At 48.8% G+C, this 19,435-nt stretch carries 14 protein-coding genes and 1 tRNA gene; 4 read left to right on the top strand and 11 right to left on the bottom strand.

The features are described 5' to 3' along the window. Nucleotides 1–25: 25 nt before the first annotated feature. From KMZ15_RS03820 to KMZ15_RS03810, 3 genes are all read left to right on the top strand, one after another. The gene (locus KMZ15_RS03820; RefSeq protein WP_223694373.1) at nucleotides 26–331 is read left to right on the top strand and encodes a hypothetical protein; all 306 of its coding nucleotides are present in this window, start codon (nucleotides 26–28) and stop codon (nucleotides 329–331) included. Continuing rightward, complete coding sequence (locus KMZ15_RS03815) at nucleotides 331–480, top strand: hypothetical protein (RefSeq protein ID WP_223694371.1); 150 nt, start codon at nucleotides 331–333, stop codon at nucleotides 478–480. Before KMZ15_RS03820 ends, KMZ15_RS03815 begins: the two co-directional genes overlap by 1 nt. A gap of 182 nt (nucleotides 481–662) precedes the next feature. After that, the gene (locus tag KMZ15_RS03810) at nucleotides 663–800 is read left to right on the top strand and encodes a hypothetical protein (RefSeq protein WP_223694369.1); all 138 of its coding nucleotides are present in this window, start codon (nucleotides 663–665) and stop codon (nucleotides 798–800) included. A 222-nt stretch (nucleotides 801–1,022) separates the two neighbouring features. Here KMZ15_RS03810 and KMZ15_RS03805 read toward each other — a convergent pair. The 11 genes from KMZ15_RS03805 to KMZ15_RS03755 all read right to left on the bottom strand — a co-directional run bounded on the left by KMZ15_RS03805 (nucleotide 1,023) and on the right by KMZ15_RS03755 (nucleotide 17,345). Further along, a tRNA-Ile gene (locus tag KMZ15_RS03805) sits at nucleotides 1,023–1,101 on the bottom strand. 36 nt (nucleotides 1,102–1,137) lie between these two features. Continuing rightward, on the bottom strand, nucleotides 1,138–1,449 hold the full coding sequence (locus KMZ15_RS03800) for a BolA family transcriptional regulator (RefSeq protein ID WP_223694367.1): 312 nt from the start codon (nucleotides 1,447–1,449) through the stop codon (nucleotides 1,138–1,140). 3 nt (nucleotides 1,450–1,452) lie between these two features. Beyond that, entirely contained in the window at nucleotides 1,453–1,983 is a 531-nt protein-coding gene (locus KMZ15_RS03795) for a septation protein A (RefSeq protein ID WP_223694364.1), read from the bottom strand. 44 nt (nucleotides 1,984–2,027) lie between these two features. After that, nucleotides 2,028–2,435, bottom strand: coding sequence for a peptide-methionine (R)-S-oxide reductase MsrB (gene msrB / locus KMZ15_RS03790; protein WP_223694362.1), 408 nt, complete (start codon nucleotides 2,433–2,435; stop codon nucleotides 2,028–2,030). A 34-nt stretch (nucleotides 2,436–2,469) separates the two neighbouring features. After that, nucleotides 2,470–6,522: a phosphoribosylformylglycinamidine synthase gene (gene purL, locus KMZ15_RS03785; RefSeq protein WP_223694359.1), complete on the bottom strand. Its 4,053-nt coding sequence runs from the start codon at nucleotides 6,520–6,522 to the stop codon at nucleotides 2,470–2,472. Between the two features lie 254 nt (nucleotides 6,523–6,776). Then, nucleotides 6,777–7,169 (bottom strand): DUF2489 domain-containing protein, encoded by a 393-nt coding sequence (locus KMZ15_RS03780; RefSeq protein WP_223694357.1) that lies wholly within the window; start codon nucleotides 7,167–7,169, stop codon nucleotides 6,777–6,779. A gap of 437 nt (nucleotides 7,170–7,606) precedes the next feature. Continuing rightward, complete coding sequence (locus tag KMZ15_RS03775; RefSeq protein ID WP_223694355.1) at nucleotides 7,607–8,398, bottom strand: hypothetical protein; 792 nt, start codon at nucleotides 8,396–8,398, stop codon at nucleotides 7,607–7,609. A 47-nt stretch (nucleotides 8,399–8,445) separates the two neighbouring features. Then, entirely contained in the window at nucleotides 8,446–9,237 is a 792-nt protein-coding gene (locus KMZ15_RS03770; RefSeq protein WP_223694353.1) for a hypothetical protein, read from the bottom strand. 114 nt (nucleotides 9,238–9,351) lie between these two features. After that, nucleotides 9,352–9,783: a hypothetical protein gene (locus tag KMZ15_RS03765; RefSeq protein ID WP_223694351.1), complete on the bottom strand. Its 432-nt coding sequence runs from the start codon at nucleotides 9,781–9,783 to the stop codon at nucleotides 9,352–9,354. Between the two features lie 105 nt (nucleotides 9,784–9,888). After that, nucleotides 9,889–10,401 (bottom strand): hypothetical protein, encoded by a 513-nt coding sequence (locus tag KMZ15_RS03760; RefSeq protein ID WP_258134764.1) that lies wholly within the window; start codon nucleotides 10,399–10,401, stop codon nucleotides 9,889–9,891. Next, a complete protein-coding gene (locus tag KMZ15_RS03755; protein ID WP_223694346.1) occupies nucleotides 10,398–17,345 on the bottom strand; it encodes a hemagglutinin repeat-containing protein in 6,948 nt (2,315 codons plus the stop codon). The genes KMZ15_RS03760 and KMZ15_RS03755 overlap by 4 nt, the downstream gene beginning before the upstream one ends. Nucleotides 17,346–17,816: 471 nt before the next feature. Here KMZ15_RS03755 and pgi point away from each other — a divergent pair, with 471 nt between their 5' ends. Then, a complete protein-coding gene (gene pgi, locus KMZ15_RS03750; protein ID WP_223694344.1) occupies nucleotides 17,817–19,433 on the top strand; it encodes a glucose-6-phosphate isomerase in 1,617 nt (538 codons plus the stop codon). Nucleotides 19,434–19,435 lie beyond the last annotated feature (2 nt).

Genomic DNA, 19,435 nt, shown 5'->3' with positions numbered 1-19,435 from the left:
AACTATCTCGATAAGGATAAGAGTCATGTCAGCCGGGTGGCGTAAGCAGATTCCGCCAGATGCGCTGTTGCGTTTGCGGCAGCGGCTGGATCGCTTACCGTATAAAAGCCCTGAGCGATCTGCACAAATATCAGCCACAACTGAACTTTATGGTATCTCGATCAGTGCAGTGTACCGTGCCCTAAAGGACTTTCTAAAGCCCCGCGCAACATACCGTATTGACCACGGCAAACCGCGTGTACTGCCAGAGTCAGAGCTGCAACGTTATTGCGAAGTGATCGCGGTCTTGACAATGGCCAGGTTGCCAAAAGCAGTGTTTTTTAGAACGTGATGCAAGCGTTAGAAATTGAATGGAAAGCGCATATTCCGGCCAACAAAGATGGTGAGCGCGTGACGGCCCGATCTAAGGGAAAGGTTGAGCGGCCCTTTCGGACCGTCAAGGAGGCGCATGAGACGCCATATCACTTCCACAAGCCATAAACTGAAAAACAGGCCAACGAATGGCTGATGCGCTATCTGCTACGTTATAACCGGCAAGATCACCATTCAGAACCGCATTCACGCATCGAGGACTGGCTGGCTAACTTACCCAAGGAGGGCATCCGCGAAATGTGTGCCTGGGAGCAATTCTGCCGCTTTGCCCGTGAACCGGAGCGGCGTCGATGCCCGCGTCTCGGTCGAAGGTATGGACTTACGAGGTAGAACCTGACCTTGCCGGCGAATGGGTATTGCTGCTTTGGGGTTTGTTCGACAGCGAGTTATACGTCGAGTATGAGGGACAACGTACCGGCCCCTACTAGGTTGCTGCCCAACAAAAAATACCAGAAATTTCTTAATCCGTTTGCCGCACGTTCGAAGGGCGTTTTTTGTTACTTAAAAATTGATAAGAATAAAGAGGAAGAAGTAAATTTTGATCGTTTTATTGGCTATGGGGAGTTGGATAGCTGGGTGCGCAGAGCTTCCGCACGAAGCCCCTTGTCAGGTAAGACCTAGAATCGAATTACGCATGTTGCAATCCCAAATGGTGGGCCCCCCGGGAGTCGAACCCGGCACCAACGGATTATGAGTCCGCTGCTCTAACCAAGCATGAGCTAGAGGCCCTTTTTGATTGTCAATGCAACAAAGGCTGCAATTCTACTACGAAATAGCCTGAGTTTTGCTAGAGAGCGCATCAAATTCTTCTGGCGTATAGGCAGCGATGGCAAGTGCGTGAATCGCGCCTTGCATAGCATCGTCCAGCGCATCATAAATCAAGCGATGACGCGCTACCCGAGTTTTGCCAGCAAAGCTCGTGGACACCACGGTTACGCTAAAATGCCCGCCAGATTTTGCGCCGGCATGACCTACATGCTGCGCACCGTCATCGTCTACAGTTAGATAGAGCGGCGCCAGCGCATCGCGCAGCCGCGTTTCAATCACTGCAAGCGGATTATCAGACCAAACAGACATAGATTACTCACTCTTTAAATATCGGGTTAACCAAATACTTTGGATAATGATAAAAATAAACATCAAGGCAGTACCACCGAACAGCTTGAAGTTGACCCAAGTATCGGTTGAGAACTGATAGGCAATAGCCAAATTTAAGCAGCCTAAGACCACAAAAAAACCAGCCCAAGCCGAATTCAAGGCGCTCCAAGCGCGCTGCGGCAGTACGATTTTTTTGCCCAGCATCGCTTGCATTAAGTTTTTATCAAAAGCAAATCGCGAAATGAGCAGGGTCAATGCAAATACCCAGTACAGGACGGTGGGTTTCCATTTGATAAACATTTCATCACGCAACAAAAGGGTCGAGCCGCCGAGCACAACAATCACCCCTAGGCTGACCCATAAAGCAGGCTCTACCTTACGATGGCGGAAGGCAACCCAGGCGATCTGCGCAAGGGTTGCAACGATTGTCACCGCCGTTGCTACAAAAATGCCCCACACTTTGAAAGCAACAAAAAAAAGGGCAACGGGAAAGAGATCGAATAAGAATTTCATTGATATGTCTATAGAGTCAATTAATTGCCGGTTTAAGTCTTAAGCTATTCAGGTTTAGGGTCGAATTGTAACGCAGCTGAGTTAATACAGTAGCGTTGCCCGGTTTGAGTTGGACCATCGGTAAATACATGCCCGAGGTGGGCTGCGCATTTCTGGCAGCGAACTTCAACTCGTGTCATTTGGTGAGAATGGTCCGTCTTCTCTTCAATTGTCTCACTGGCCACCGGCCGATCAAAACTTGGCCAGCCACACGCCGCATCAAATTTGGCCGCCGACTCAAAAAGTGGTGTACCGCAGCACACACATTGATATACGCCAGCTTGCCAGTGATCCCAGTAAGCGCCGCTGAAAGCCGGTTCAGTGGCCGCTTGCTGCGTCACTTTATAGGCTATATCAGAGAGCTGCTGGCGCCATTCTTGAGCAGATTTTTTGAGCGTATCTTTGGGGTCCATAGCGCTATTTTTCCCACCCTTTGCGTAGTTCGCTTTACCCAAGCCAGCGCCGCGCGTTACGGAAAATCCTAAGCCATGGACTCTCTTCCGCCCAATGGTCAGGATGCCAGCTCATTTGCACCGTCCTAAATACCCGCTCTGGATGGGGCATTAATACAGTAAAACGGCCATCGGGTGTCGTCACGCCAGTCAGGCCGGCGGGTGAGCCATTTGGATTGAACGGGTAACGCTCAGTTGGCGCACCGTCGTGATCAATATAACGGAGTGCGGTTAAGTGATGATTAATTTCATCCATGTTACCTTGCTGCGAGAAATCAGCATAGCCTTCGCCATGCGCCACTGCAACCGGCAGGCGCGAACCCGCCATGCCTGCAAAAAATAAAGATGGCGAGGGCTGAACTTCAACCAGCGATAGCCGCGCTTCAAATTGCTCCGATTTATTACGGGTGAATTTAGGCCAGGCGTGTGCGCCAGGAATCATCTCCGCCAGCGCACTCATCATTTGACAGCCATTGCATACGCCAAGCGCAAAGGTATCGCCGCGCGTAAAGAACTCAGCAAACATTGCCGCCAGTGCGGTATTGAATTGGATGGTTTTGGCCCAGCCTTCGCCCGCCCCCAACACATCACCATAAGAAAAACCACCACAGGCCACTAGCCCAGTGAACTCGGCTAGCGTCGCCCGGCCAGCCAGCAAATCGCTCATATGAACATCATGCGCAGCAAAGCCGGCGCGATCAAAAGCGTAGGCCATTTCGAGATGCGAATTCACGCCCTGCTCCCGCAAAATGGCCACTCGCGGCCGCACGCCGGTTGCAATAAATGGTGCAGCAATGTCGTCGCTAGGATTAAAACTCAGCTGTGTCGACAAACCGGGATCATCAGTCGTAAGCAATGCATCGTACTCGCTATCTGCGCACAGCGGATTATCACGCAAACGCGCGATGCGCCAGCTCGGCTCGCTCCACGCGCGCTGCAACTCGGCTCGTGATGCACTAAATATTTTTTTGGTATCGCGCCAAATCTCAATCGTGTCTTCTGCATTGGGTTTGCCAATCACATGACTACATGCAGCCAGTTCGTGTTCGCGCAAAAGAGCAAAAACCGCATCGCGATCTTGCGCGCGCACTTGGATCACCGCGCCGAGTTCTTCCGTAAAGAGCGCCCGCAGGGTTTGCTCTTCGCGCCGGCCGGTGATTTGCTGCGCCCAATTTTTGGCGTCGCCATAATCGGATTCATGGGCCGCTTCCAACATCAGCATATCGATATTCAGCGATACGCCGATATGGCCCGCAAAGGCCATTTCGCAGACAGTGGTAAAGAAGCCACCATCCGAACGGTCATGATAGGCCAGTAATTTGCGTTGCGCATTCAGCTGCTGGATGGCGGTAAAAAAACGCTGCACATCTTGCGGATCATCCAGGTCCGGCGTGGTATCGCCGACTTGCTGCGTAACCTGCGCTAGGATGCTGGCACCCAGCCGGTGACGCGCCCGCCCCAGATCGATAGCGATCAATATCGTGTCATCTTTTTCTTCGGTGCGGCGCAATTGAGGGGTCAGGTGATGACGTATATCTGTCACCGGTGCAAACGCAGAAATAATCAGCGAAACCGGGGAAGTCACTTCTTTATCAATTCCATTGTCTTGCCATTGGGTGCGCATCGATAATGAATCTTTGCCGACCGGAATGCTGATACCCAGCGCTGGACACAGTTCAAGGCCAATGGCGCGCACCGTATCGTAGAGCGCCGCATCTTCGCCAGGGCTGCCACAGGCGGCCATCCAGTTGGCTGAGAGCTTAACCTCAGTCAAGGCGGCAATCGGTGCGGCAGCAAGATTCGTAATCGCTTCGCCTAACGCAATCCGGCCAGAGGCAGGCGCATTGATGACCGCGAGCGGCGCACGCTCTGCCATGGTCATCGCTTCGCCCCGGTAGCCGGCGTAGTCTAGCGCTGTAATCGCGCAGTCGGCGACCGGCACTTGCCATGGACCGACCATTTGATCACGCACCGATAAACCGCCAACCGTGCGGTCGCCAATCGTAATTAAAAATGATTTACTCGCTACGCTCGGATGCTTAAGAACCGCCACAGCAATCTCCGCTAGCACCAGTCCGGTTAATTCGAGCGGCTCCAATAGCGGTTGCGTACGGCTCACTTGGCGCTGCATCTGTGGCGCTTTGCCAAACAAGACGTCGAGTGGCAAATCAACTGGCTGGGCTGCCGGCGCTGGCCGATTGACGTCGACCAGTTGCAAATGCTGTTCGTCGGTGGCTATGCCAACGACTGCAAACGGGCAGCGTTCGCGTAGGCACATGGCTTCAAAGGCTTTAAGCGCAGCGGGTGAGATCGCGAGGACGTAACGCTCTTGCGCCTCATTACTCCATATTTCACGAGGCGATAGGCCACTTTCTTCTAGCGGCACCGCGTTGAGTTCAAAACGCGCGCCTTTTTTTGCCCCTTCTACTAACTCGGGCAAGGCATTCGATAAACCGCCTGCGCCCACATCATGAATACTCAGAATGGGATTATCTGCGCCCAACTGCCAGCACGCGTTAATCACTTCTTGCGCACGGCGTTGCATCTCGGGGTTACCACGCTGGACTGAATCAAAATCAAGCTCGGCGGTGTTCGCGCCGGTTGCCATTGAACTCGCCGCCCCGCCCCCCATGCCGATCCGCATTCCGGGTCCGCCAATTTGCACCAACAAGGTCTCTGCTGGGAAATCAATTTTATGCGTGAGTTCATCAGCAATACTGCCGATTCCGCCCGCAATCATAATCGGCTTATGGTAGCCACGCATGCGTTGCGCAACCTTTTGCTCGTACACGCGGAAATAACCGCCCAAGTTGGGTCGGCCAAATTCGTTATTGAAAGCAGCCGCGCCAAGCGGGCCGTCGATCATAATTTGTAATGGCGCAGCAATTTGTGAGGGGCGACCATAAGGCATAGGTGTATCGGTAGCGTTGCCGGTGCTAGGTGGCGCCCCATCGCGGGTGTTTTCCCAAGCCGCTACGGCGCCGGGCAAATGGAGATTAGATACAGAAAAACCCGCCAGCCCAGCTTTAGGTCGAGCCCCACGGCCGGTTGCGCCTTCATCTCGAATCTCACCGCCAGCACCGGTTGCCGCGCCCTGAAATGGCGAAATTGCCGTTGGATGATTGTGCGTTTCAACCTTCATCAAGGTATGCACCAACCCTTCACTGTGTTGATAGCACTGCGACTCGCCTTGGGCAAACCAACGTTGTGCCTGAGCGCCTGCCATCACTGCCGCATTATCCGAATACGCGACAATCGTGCCTTGCGGGTGTAAGGCATGCGTATTTTTGATCATCTCAAATAGGGAATGATCCTGTGGCTCACCATCAATCGTCCAGCGGGCATTAAAAATTTTATGCCGGCAATGCTCACTATTCGCTTGCGCGAACATCATTAATTCAACATCGGTTGGATTGCGACCCAATTGCCCAAAAGCGGCCATCAGATAATCAATTTCATCCGCCGTTAGGGCTAGGCCCAGAGCTAGATTAGCCTCTTCAAGGGCTTGCCGGCCTTGGCCAAGATCAATGCTCTGTAAGGGTTGTGCGGGTAATTCATCGAACAAGTGCTGCGCGTCAGCGCGGCTGGCCACCACGGTCTGGGTCATCCGATCATGCAACACATCCGCAATCGCCGCGCGCGTTTTCTCTGATAAGGTCTGGTTGCCGCCAAACCATAAGCTACCGGCTTTAAGCAGCACCCGATATTCAATGCCACGCTCAATACGGTGCACGGTTTGTAAGCCGCAATGACGGGCAATTTCAGTGGCTTTGCTGGCCCACGGTGAGACTGTGCCCAAACGCGGGATGACTAAGAAATCCTCACCTTTTTGGGGATCTTCGTCACGCCCTAGTTCACCATAATGCAGCAGCGCCTCGATCCGTGCTGACTCATCAGAGGTCAGCGGCGCAGTGCTATGCACCAAATGCAAATAGCGCGCGCGCACACTCACAATATTAGGATCTACGGCCTGCAGCATTTGTAGCAACTGCGTGCAACGGAAATTGGAAAGCGCTAAAGCGCCGGGGAAATATGAGAAATGGGTCATGTAGCAGATGCGTAGAATGGCGTGTGCTGCACGCCGCAAGGCAGACAATCGCTTATTATACCTTCAATCTGCTTCCAGATTGGAGGCAAAAGAAGCGCTGATGAGCAGTTTGATTTTCCCAGCTCATGAAGATCATCAATCAGTATGAAATAATGAGGCTTTAGCGCATGTCCTTATACACAACTCAAAGGGCCTGATTTTCGCGCGCCCAGCGGAGTCCGTGTACAAAGGTAGCAATCTGCTGCAGGCCCTGCTCAGATTATCTTTTTGAAACGTACAATAAGATTTTCACAGGCTTTTGGCGCGAATGATTTAGCCCACTCTTCAGCGCTTTTAAATTTCGAATGGGGATGCATTGATGCTTCAGTTGACTGAAAAGAGCCTTTCTCAGCAAGAGACAAAATAACCGCGAACGTAAGAAAATCGGGGTCATCATCAACAAGATCGCTTATCTGCTCCTTGAGCGCAAGCATATGTTTCGAGCCTTCAAAAAAAGTTACTTTACCGTCTAGCATTGCTTGCGCCAGAGCAACTAATTCAAAACGTGCTTTTACTTCAAATTTTTTGAAACGCGTAATAAAGTTCTTACACGCCTCCGACGCAAATGATCTGGCCCAATCCTCAACGCTTTTGAACTCTAGCTCCAACCGCGCTAATGCTTCAGATGACCAAAGGGAGCGTTGTGCGGCAAGCGGTGCATCGCTTGCGCCAATGCAACTAATTCACCACGTGCCTCTACATCTGGCATTTTATTTATCTGGCACCTATCCATTTTTTACCTTTTTATAATTGTTTTTGCCTCCACCAATTGACCTGTAATTTTATTCCAGTATGCATTAATTTCAAACTGGGTTTTATCAACGCTATTAATGGTCTGGTAACTTCTACTTGCAACTTTACTCCAGTAATTTGGATTTCCTCCATATTCCGCCACCAAGCGAGGTGCTTCTCTCAAAATTTCTTTAAGTCATTATGCACAATTAAATCTATAAATGGATCCGAAATGATTCAGGACGTAATTGATGTCTTGTTCGAGCGTTTCTGGGTCTCGTGCTTTAAAGGCAAGCCATTTATGCTTGATGACTTATTTATAATTATAATGCGCAGGTATTTTATAATTTTCTGGGAAAGAAGGCCAAAAGCGTTCACCTACCGAGACCCTGACTAACGCTATTCTAATCGCGCTTAAGAAATGATAGAGCTGAAAGTTGATCAACCTGATCCTCTGAAGAATCGCTCGAGCGGCTCGCCGGTCATTTTGTATGGATGCTTTTTCATATCCATCAAAAGCTATTTGCAAAGCTAGCAGCTTTTCATAGAAGATTTTATTGAAGTCGCTGTTCAGGTCGATACCCCATATTAAACGCTTTGCTCGCTTGTTTACACGCTTTAATTCTTCATCTGTCACGCCATGAGATCTGACTAAATCTATCAGAATTTTTTGAATTCTATTTAAATCAACTAATTCTTTTTGATCAATTTCACTTATTCCTTTATCCAAATACTCCTTTGGAATAGCATAACTTCTGCCAATAGAGGGCCAATTAAAATTCTTATTATTAAGTATTTTTGTTAAATCATGTGAAATTGACCAGAATGAACTGGTTGACAAATCGAGAGTTCTTATAGAAGCACTCATAAGACCTGCCTTAGCAGCCAACACATCTTTTTCTGATAAGGCTCTATCATATAAATCAATTGCGTTCTTTAATAAATCCAAATCTTCTTTGAAATCATCATTCAAATCACTTTTCCAATTTATATGCCATATTGAAAACCCAGTTTTTTTGTGTGAAGCCTTCAGGTCAGCATATGTCAAACCATGAGTTTGAAGAAATTCCATAAGACATGCTTTGAATCTATTAAAATCTAACATGATTTTTATTTTATTTCCTTAATCTTCTACCCATTGCCTTATCAGGCTTATTCTTTATAGTTATAGTGCGCTGGCACTTTATAATCTTCCGGGAAATCGGGCCCAAAACGTTCATCTGAGCAGGCATTTACTAGCGCCTTTCTAATTGCACTAGCAAAATTATAAAATTGAAAACTTATTAACCTAATTCTTTGAAGAATTGCTCGAACTGCTCGCCAGTCCTTTTGTATAGATGCTTTTTCATATACATCAAAGGCAATTTGCAAAGCTAACAATTTCTCATTGAAAATTTGATTAAAGTCACTTTTTAGGTTGATGCCCCATATTAAATGCCCCGTTCGTTTATCCACGCGCTCTAACTCCTCATCCTTCACACCATGAGACCGAACTAAGTCCATCAAGATGTTTCTAATTATATTCAAATTTACCAATCCTTCTTGAGCAATTTCATTTTTTTCTTTATGAAAATATTTGCTTGGAATAGTGTAACCTTTTTTAAAAGAAGGCCAATTGAAACGTTTATTATTAAGCACTCTTGTTAAATCGTGTGAAATTGCATCGAATGGACTACTTGCCAATGACCCCATTCTTAAATATGCATCCATCAGGCCTGCCTTAGCTGCCAGCATATCTTTTTTTGATAGTGCTTTATTATATAGCTCGATCGCTCTCTCTATTTTTTCAAAATCCCTCTTAAAAGATTTGTTATAGTCAGCTCTCCAAGCAATATACGACGCATATCCAGTTCTTTTATGCGTAGTCTTCAGATCAGCATATGTCAAACCATGAGATTGAAGAAATTCAATTAAACGCGCTTTAAATTTATTAAAATCCAACATTACATCCCCTTTACTTTATCAATCTTCTACCCTCTACCTTTCGCGTTTTATCTCGATTAATTGTTCCATCAAGATTTAAAACGTTTCTGGAAATTCTATTCCTAGTATATACCTCTAAATGATTTTTATGTGCTTATCTAAATACATCAAATCACCATCTTTTATTTCATCTCCAATTTCGTCAGTTGCTCTGTATATTCTCTCTCCATGATAGAACTCGTTAGTAGGAATAGTCACGCGCTTCATTTCCTTACCAAACTCTGTTTTATTAAAAAACTGCTCCATATTATCCACAGAACCTGCATTCGGCACATAATCCTTGTCTCTATTGGCTTTCACCCCCTTACTAAAAATAACCGTGTCAAATATATCTAACCCTTCGGCAATCGGCGTCTCCATCACATTACCTGCTGATTGAACCTCTCTTGGCCTTGCCAAAGGCTGAACGATATGCGCTCCAGATTGATTAGGCATGCCTTCAAGCAGCACTTCTTCATCCTGATGCCACGCTCCGCCTGAAATCTGGAACAACTGTTGCAGCTTCATGGACGTGAACATCGGCGGCGGACAGGTTGTACTTGCTGAGTATTTTTCCCTTCAATTTGTTCTGCGCTATTTGCCCTGTGTTACATTGGCTGTTAGAGATCTCCGTCATGATTGTTCATTTTTTAGTTTTGTATAATAATTTTCAACAGATGTGATAAATTCCGGCAAATCTACCATATAAGACCAATGATTATTGTCATTGGAGTACGATATTTCATAACCTTTGACTGCCTGACCAATATAGACATTATTTATGTCAACTCCGCGCAAAGCAAATATTAATCCGTGGCGAGTTTTATAATCGAATACCAAATCCATGTCTGAATCTCTCACATTATCTAGATCGGCCAGATCATAAAAATTCCAAATTCCATATGCAATTGAAAAATCACTCTTAATTAAATTCAATGGAGGTTCAGAAATAATAGACTCCTTGTTCTCAATAATCCATTTCAATAAGCACATTACATCCCATCTAATTTTGAATATATTAAATATTTTCCCTTCATCTAATAAAACGTCGAGGGAAATATCTGCATACACTTCGTCTTCAGAAGGGGGGTCAATATATTGGCTAGGGTCTAGCTTTGTAATCTTCAAGTCGAGCTTGTACATCATTTTCCTTTAAGTAATTTCTTGTATTCAGGTTTGCTAATAAAACCTTGGGCAGAGAATTGCCGAAGCACATCGACGGGAATCCCAGCTCCTTGAATAGGGTAGCCATGCCATCCGCCCACGTTATCTGGCTGAAACTCATACATCTGCCCATTACGCAATCCATATCTTTGCTTACCGCTTTGAATTGAATTGTCCAACACTTCCTTTGCTTCTGCATCACTCAGATCCATTCTACTTCCCCATCCAACTAATTTATCGTGTTTAGGAGTAGGCGCATAATTAAGTAAAGGTTTATCTAGAACGTTCTTTCGACTATTATTATTTTCGCTAAAAAGCACATTCTCGAGTTTCCCCGGCGCTTCAGCAATCGGCGTTATCAAAGGCGTTACCGTATATTCTCCAGATTGATTTGGTGTTATCAAAGGCTGAACGATATGCTCTCCAGATTGATTAGGCATGCCTTCAAGCCGCACTTCTTCATCCTGATGCCATGCCATGCCGGGAAGATGGGGCGGCTGCTCTGGTTCTATCAGCGTTATCATCGGCGGCGGAGGCGGTTGCACTAACTGATTACCGTCCTCTCCAGGCTGCTCGGTATTTGTTGCCCGCTTTTTATACTCTTCATAAAAATCCATGGCTCCTTTCGTCACCACCGCACCTGCAGCCACTGCGCCTAATAAGCCTAATAAAGCGAGTCCAGGTGGGGTTACCACTAACGGTGCTGCCAGCACCATGGCATTATTTTCTGTTTCAATCTGCGCCGCATGCTGCGCGGATGTCGCATCAACCCCTCCTGCATCCGCAAGCCCCGCCACTAGGCTAGTGACTATATTCTTACGCGCGTCTTTCTCCTCTTCAGACACGCCTTCTACAGGACCTAGCAGAGTATTCACCAATACACTTGCACTCGCGCCCAAGGCCGCTGAGCCACCCGATTGCCCCCGTGCGACTGCGCCGCCATAAGCCAATGCCCCATGCAGGGCGGCACGCACCGTTTCATCATGCAGGCTATCTGCAATATACTTGATTTTTTCGGCACCGAGGCTTTGCAAGTAGTTGAGCGCTGCTGCCTGGGTGAATTGCGCGGTCGTCCCAGTCACATTGCCCGATGCCGCTGCCGTCAGCGCAGTGACGATGCGACGGTAGGTGCCTCCTGCTCCCCATTGCTTATTCAAGGTCTGCGCCTGCGCCCGTAACTCAGCCGCGGTTTCCAGCAATTCCTGCTGCTGCGCTACAGGCATGAACTCATCATTGGCCAGCGTCTCTATATTTTTGGCCCGCTCAATCTTATGATCCGCTTCCCGGGCTCTATTGACGATAAAGGTACCCGCTTCCCGACCTAATGCATTGACGATATCAAAGCTAGCCTCAATCTCAGCCCGGTTAAAAATCGGCGCTAACGTTTGATGACTCTGTGCCGGATGACGGTTTAGGTCTGCAATTGTCTCTGCCGCACTGTGCCCCGTCAGTTCCATTTGCCGGGCCTCATCCGTAATCACAATCTCCGCACCACTAATCGCACTGCGGGTTGTGGACTGCGCCTGACCAGAGGCACTCATCACAATCGGTATCGCAGCACTCATGCCACCCCGGCTCGCCAGCTGATTGCCGCTATGAGCAGGCGTTGTCACTTCTCCTGATTGCTTCGAGCCCACCCCTTTGCCACTTTGACTGTACCCTCCACCTAAACTGATACTGCTTGCATCATAGCTCGCTTGATTCGTCAGATCAGTCTGTTGCAGGGTTCCTGTCATCAGGGTGTTCCTCCCTGCCCGCACTGCCTGTTCAGCCCCTGCAATCACGCCACCGACAAGCTTCGTATCACCCTTAACGGTTATCTGAAAACCTCCCTCTCCCGCCTGAATCCCCACCTGTTCCTCCACGCTCAGATAATGACTGTCCATCCTACGTTGCGAGAAATGCAGGCTGGCCGCTGAGACAGGACCTGCTGTTACGCTGCCACTGATATTTTGAGAGTGGCTATGGTAAGTCGCCGTGTTTTGCACACTTTCTATTTCAAGATCCCCCTCAATCTGCGCTTTAACCTGCTCTCCAGCCATCTGCGCGCCTTTTAGGCGCACATCGCTTTGTGCCTTGAGCGTCAGCTTGCCACCCGCTTGGATCAAGGTTGGCGTATAGCTGAGTTGCGCTCCATCTGCATGGCCATGCCCAACGCTCACCGCCAGCGAGGCCCCCACTGAGTTCTGGCGGCCAAGCGTTGTTGCCATCCCCACTGCAAAACTCCGGCTCTGCTGCTGACTCTGCTCAATCAAGCTATTCGGCGCAGCTTCCACATTCAGTCGACCTTCTACGTTAAGCGTAATATCCTGTTTGGCTTCTATGCGGGCACCAATCAGATCCAGCGTGGACTCTTCTCCTAATCCACTGACCTGGATCGATATATTCCCACCTGCCGCCAGTGTGCTGTTCAGCGCCGTCTTGCTCAGCTGCGTCTGCTCTGTTTCATAACGATCTTCGCCAATCATGGCGCTCACTGTCGCGCCACCCACCGCTTTGGGATCCGCCTGGATCGCATCGTAGGCATTTTTCATCGCCAGTGCACCTGCGCCTGCCGCCAACGCCTGCATCCGTGGATCACCGACCTGGGTACTGGCCTGCAACATCTGCTGATTCGTTTGCGCCGCTGCAAGCACGGGCGCACTGACCGAAACCGTCAAACCCGATTGCTGCCATTCACTACGCTGCCAGACCCGGCCCTGCTCATAGGCCGCATCGATCTTGGCCTTGCCCGCTTGAATCTGGATATCGCCTGTCGGCACAACCAGCTGACTGCCGCTTTGCTCGTATTCATGGCCGGCAACGGCTCTAACATGGCCAGATACGCTGCCTATCACCGAGCCCATCTGGGGCGTGTGCTCATTTTCTTGAGCGTCTTTTTGTGTCCGCGTGCCCACCGTCACTCCGAATTTCCCGCTATCTAATAAGCCTGAGCGTTCTTTAACGGAATAGTGCTGGCCTCTCTCAGCCTGCTCGACAGCTTTTTGCTTGATATTGTTGGCTGCATGGAGATCCACATCGTGCATCCCGATCACGTTTGAGCCCATGATATTCAGGTCATGTCCGGCTTCTATCTGTACCGTGCCCCCGGATAAGGTACTGCTCAATGCTTGTTTTCTATACAGTTTGTTTTGCGTTAATTCACTCGAAGAAGAGAATACAGTGCTCGATTCATGATAATGAGATTCCTCAAAATCCGTCTCTTCATAGGCTGCCTCCACGTTAATATCTCGATCCGCTTTGACAGAAAGTCCTTTTCCAGCATTCACATAAGCGCCAGCCGCATGGATATCCCGACCCGCCTTAAGTTCAAGTGAACCGCCCGTTTCAATTTGCGTGCCGATTTCTGTTTTTCTGCTTAGGCTTAAGTCATTGCGTTCGTCCCAGGCTAATTGGTGCTGAGCACCTACCGTGGCGGTACCTAGTGTGAGGTCACCTCTAGCTTCTAAACGGGCGTTTTCAGCCACCTTGATTTGAGTCGCGGCCAAATGAATATCCGACTCGGCATACGCGTCCAATTGCTTGGCTCGAACTTCGGTGACGCCATCCAGCATTGTCTGGCTACCACTGGCTGCATGGGTCGTATGGGTTTGGCTCTGCAGGTGAAGATTCTGTCCGGCTTTTAAAGTCATTTTTTTGACGGCAATCAACTGGCCAGCGCGGCTATCGATGTTATGGCTCGCCTGCATCGATAGGGTGTCCAAGCTGACAATTGCGCCGCGCTGGTTATCAATATTGCGTGCAGTGAGAGCCATCTTGCCGCGGCTGATCATCGTGCCGGCATTTTTAAATGGGCGATCGCTGTGCAGTTCAATGGCGTTGGCTGAAATCAGCGAGCCGCCCAGCGGAACTGGACTGGCATCTCTTTTAGCGAGATAGACTTTGGGCGTCAGGACCGTCTGTTCTGAGCCGTCGGGTAATTTAACGCTTTGGTTCACCAGCCAGACTGGGCTCGCGCTTAAGGCGGCAATTTGCTGCGGCGTGGGCTCTATGCCCAGTATTAGATGGTGCTGTTTGGCCCAGTTCGCGCCTCTATGCATTAACGCTTTGAATTCAGCAATTGGGTTTCGATAACCGGATAGATAATAGTGACCTGTCAAACCAATAATTTGATCGCGAATCAGTTGCTGTTCATAAAAGCCATCCCCTAAGCGCTTGGGGACGCGTTGGGGGTCTAGATTGAGTAAATTCAGCAAGAAATTGCTAGAAACGGTATCGCTGTTACGCGTAAAACGGGGATCGGTTTGAATTAGATACGCTCGATCAGGATCGAACTGAAAGTGCTGTAAGCCACTATTTAAGAAAGGGCTGCTGCTGGTTAGGGCAGAGGTGCTCAACACTAGCGCTGTAGAGGGCGCTTGCTGGTCAACCGCGGTGTGTTGTTGATAGACGGCTACATTCAGATTGTGGTGTTCTATCACCGGAGCGGGATGGTAGGGTACGTGCCCGCTCCAATCACGAGTCCAGCCCCGACTGAACATGCCACCATGCCAGTCTCTGTCTGACCATTGCGATGTTCCCTGATCGGTCGTGACACGCTGACCGTTGGCATCACGGTTATCAATCTGAGCTGGTCCACCTTCGGGGTCACTGAGCGCTCCCCCTGCAATAATCCGGCTTTTATCATTAATGACCGCTCCCGATAAGCGGATCGCCCCACCCGCTTGAATTTTACCGGGTTCGCTGTGCGTGACCACGGTCGTTGACACACGACGGGTAAAGTTATAGTTAGTAAAACAAAACACTTCTGTACCGGAGTGGTGCACTCGGTAAAGGCCCCCTACGTCACCATGCCATCCGATTTGAGATCCATCGTAGCGTTGGTTGGTATGCTGATCATGACATTCGTGTATTTCTCGCTCTTCGATGACCTGTTCTTTAGTCTTGAACTTCCTGTTTGCATTGAGCAACGTTTCTGAATTGATCACAAGGTCGCCTAGCGCATCTATCGTTGATCCATAATTGAAAACATGTTCACTGACGCCCTTTACTTTGAGTTGAGTATCAAGCTGACCGCCAATAGCCAGATTACCGCCACTATAGAGCACACTTTGTTCGAAATTGTTAAGGCTCTTGACACCGATCTCGAGGCTGTTTTGTGCGAAGATCACGGCATTTGTATTGATCAAGCCATCATGCGCGCTTATTGAAATCGTATTGCCAGTAATCAAATACTCGAGTTTCTTAAACTCATTCGGCAGAAGAGACTCTTGTATCATCCTGCTTAATTGGTTAGTTAATTGAGTCAATGCGCTCAATAGAGCCATTTCAGGTTCTTCAGACTCCTCAGGCTCTTGACTTACACCGTTGCGTATCCCTCCAGCCTCGATCCAGACGTGATCCCTACCGTGCAAGGTGCCTTGATTTTCCAAAAGGATGGCAGCTTTTATTTTGAGCGATTGGTTCGAAAAAAATGTCCCCCCCTCATCATTTGATATTTGAGGAGCGGTGATGGTAACAGGGCCTTTACCACTGATTGAACCTGCCCCTTTTACCCTTTCAGAATTGCGGTTTACAATCGAATCGTGAGCTACAATCTGAGCCTGCCCTGTACCGGTATGAATGAGTCGGCCTGAGGTATTGTCAAGCGTATTTGCTTGTACATCCAATACGCTTTGATCTCCATTGACTTCTATATGGCCCCACATATTGTTGAGCGTTTGATTGTTCAGAACAAGATCCGAACTCGCTGTGATTTGCCCATTTGGATTGTCCAAATGTTTAGCGTGAATCAAGAGCTTCCCTCTAGACTCAATCGTAGAAGATGTGGCATTGGTTAGGCTCTGTACTGAACCTTTTGCTTTGCCCTGGGCATTGAGGGTACCGCCGATTGCCAATTCGCCATCGCTATGCACTAAGCCATGTTCTTGGTTATGTAGCGTCTGCGCTCCGATGGTAAGCTGGCGGCGCGCCAATATTGCACCAGCTTGATGCTCGTCCGTATCCTCGGTGCCATCATTGATAAGGTGCTGCGTATCAATAACCACAGCGCTGCCTTGGATTACCCCGCGGTTTTTGAGCTGATCGTGTAGTGTCAGCGTTAGAAATCGTCCGTCGATCAAAGCGCTTGCGTGATTCTCTAGGGATCTCGCCTTAAGTGAAATATCTCCTTTTGTTTCTAATGTACCCTGATTGAGTAAACAACCTGAGCTTGAAAGCGAGAGCTCGCTATCAGCGCATACTTTGGCCTGTTGGGTCAAAGTCAGCCCACCTCGACTGGGCTTTTGATCGAGTGGCTGCGGGCCAGCTGGATAGGCATTTGTCCAGGCGCCGTTGGTATAATTGACTTGGTTAGCTCCGCTCAGCAAGTGAATTTTATTCGCTTGTATTTCGCCTTCTATGTTGATCGTGCCGGCAATTAAATCCAGTTGTTTAAATGACTTGAGCTGCGTGCCATAGCGGATCGTAATCTGGCCTTCGGATACACATAGTGATTCAAGACCGCCGTCAGCGCCAAAAATAGGCGTACCCGTTGTCAATACAATGCGGTTACTGTTGAGAAAACTGTACCCCCAGTAGGGGGTATCGTTGGCATAGGCGTATGCCATTTCTGCAGGCTGTCCTGCGATCTTAACAATTTGATCGGGCTGAGATGGCATCCCTCCTGTGACTTTATTGAGAATCATCCGTATGGTGAGGCCGCTCTGTCGCTGGGGGCTGGGTTGAATTGTCTTGCCCAACCGAGCTTGGAGAGCCTCGCGCACGGTTTGATTTAAGATCGTGTCGGATAGATGAGCGTTGGGAGGCGGCTTGCGGCGGCTTGGCGCAGTGGCTGAATTGGGCTGAGTCGTATTTGCCGGGAGAGTCTCTTTTTCCGTCTCAGGGGTAGCTCGCGTAGGTTCGCTAGAGCTAGAGTTGGCGGGGATGAGTGCCTGTTGAATAGGCTGAGTTTTTTGAATCGATACTGCATTAATGGGTTTAAACATTGTTAATACCCCGTTTAGTAACGAATGATAAATAAGTGTAAGAGATTATTTTAAAATCGCCAAATAAAATTTATTAATTAAAATAGCGTACCGATTTATCATACATTTGGATTGGTTTGCGAAATATGGATAACTTTATTCGGCTATTTTTTGATTTATTCAAATAATGTTTTTTATTTATGATTATTTATCATATATTTTGTAAAAATCTCTCTCAATTGCCCTTAATTTTTAATATGGTTTTAATGAACCGAAAGGGGGTGAAGAGATGAGTTGGGCAGCATCAGAATTCGAGACAGCAGATTGCTACCTTTGTACACGGACTCCGCTGGGCGCGCCAAAATCAGGCCCTTTGAGTGGTGTATAAGGACATGGCTTTAGCGAAGCCTGACTTTGCACATCTATATGCTATGTGGTATAGAATATTTAGCTAAAACACTTCATTTTTTGACTGGCATTTATCCAATTACAATGTCCCTAACATCACTTGCCGCTTGGGCCTCACTTAAAGCGCATTACACGACTATTTGCAACCAGCAAATGCGCGATTGGTTTGCTGCGGCAAACGATCTTGCCCCCACTCGAGCACAACGTTTTACGCTTGAGAGCAGTGGCATCACGCTTGATTTCTCAAAAAATCGCATCACCGATGAAACGCTCAAACTACTCGTGCAACTGGCTCATGAGGCGGGGGTTCCTGCGGCGCGTGACGCCATGTTTGCCGGTGATATCGTCAATCCGACTGAAGCACGCGCGGCTTTACACACCTCCCTACGCGCCACCGATTCGAATGCACCTTATGCGGCAGAGATTCAGCAAGAGTGGCATCGAATGGTCGCTTTTGCCGATCAAGTCCGTCGCCAGCAATGGCTTGGGCATACTGGCAAACCGATTCAATCTATTGTCAATATTGGCATTGGTGGTTCAGACCTGGGGCCTAAAATGGTCTGTCATGCACTGCAGCCGCTAGGCAGCCCTAAACTATCGATGCATTTTGTCTCAAACATTGATGGAGCAGATTTACAACACGTACTGGCCCAAATTGATCCGGCGACAACCCTTGCCATCATTGTCTCAAAGACCTTTACCACGCTTGAGACCATGACCAACGCGCACTCATTGCGCAGTTGGTTGCTCAGCCACGGTGTGCCCAAAGCTAAGCTTGGACAGCATTTGGTAGGCGTTTCTGCCGACCCAGCTAGAGCCGTTCAATTGGGTATCGCACCAGAATGTGTCTTTAAAATCTGGGACTGGGTAGGAGGCCGCTACTCACTCTGGTCAGCCGTGGGCTTGTCGGCTCTGCTCTACCTTGGACCGATGCATTTTGCTGAACTGCTGGCAGGCGCGGCGCAGATGGATCAGCATTTTCGTGAAGCCCCGCTGAGACACAATTTGCCTACTATTTTGGCTTTGCTCGGTATTTGGTATCGAAATTTTTTTGGCGCACCGAGCTATTTAATTGCGCCCTATTCCATTGCCTTACGTTATTTACCCGCTTATTTGCAACAGCTAGAGATGGAAAGTAATGGCAAGTCCGTGTGTTTAGATGGGCTCCCCGCCAATTATGAAACGGCTCCAGTACTATGGGGCGACACCGGGACCAACGGGCAACATGCATTTTTCCAGATGTTGCATCAGGGCTCTACGATGGTACCGGTTGATTTCATCATCTCACTCACCGCTGAGCATACCCTTGCCGGCCACCATACTCAACTACTCGCCAATTGCTTTGCGCAAAGCCAGGCGCTGATGCTTGGCCGCACTCAAACAGCACAACCAGGCGCAGGGTCAGATAGAGCAGCATTTATGCCTCATTTGCTGTTTCCGGGTAATCGACCCAGCAATACGATGATGATTGACGCACTCACTCCGCGTACGTTGGGGGCATTAATTGCTCTGTATGAGCATAAAACACTGGTACAAGCCACGATTTGGAAGATCAACCCATTTGATCAGTGGGGCGTGGAGCTTGGCAAGCAGTTGAGCGCCGTGATTGAACATGATTTAATCGCTCAAAAAGTGAATCCGGCACACGATTCATCAACACGTGCATTAATCGCCCGCGCGCTACGCTTGGACCGCCTATAATC

The organism is Mycoavidus sp. HKI (assembly GCF_020023735.2).
Taxonomy (GTDB): Bacteria; Pseudomonadota; Gammaproteobacteria; order Burkholderiales; family Burkholderiaceae; genus Mycoavidus.
This window is presented reverse-complemented; position numbering and strand designations above follow the sequence as displayed.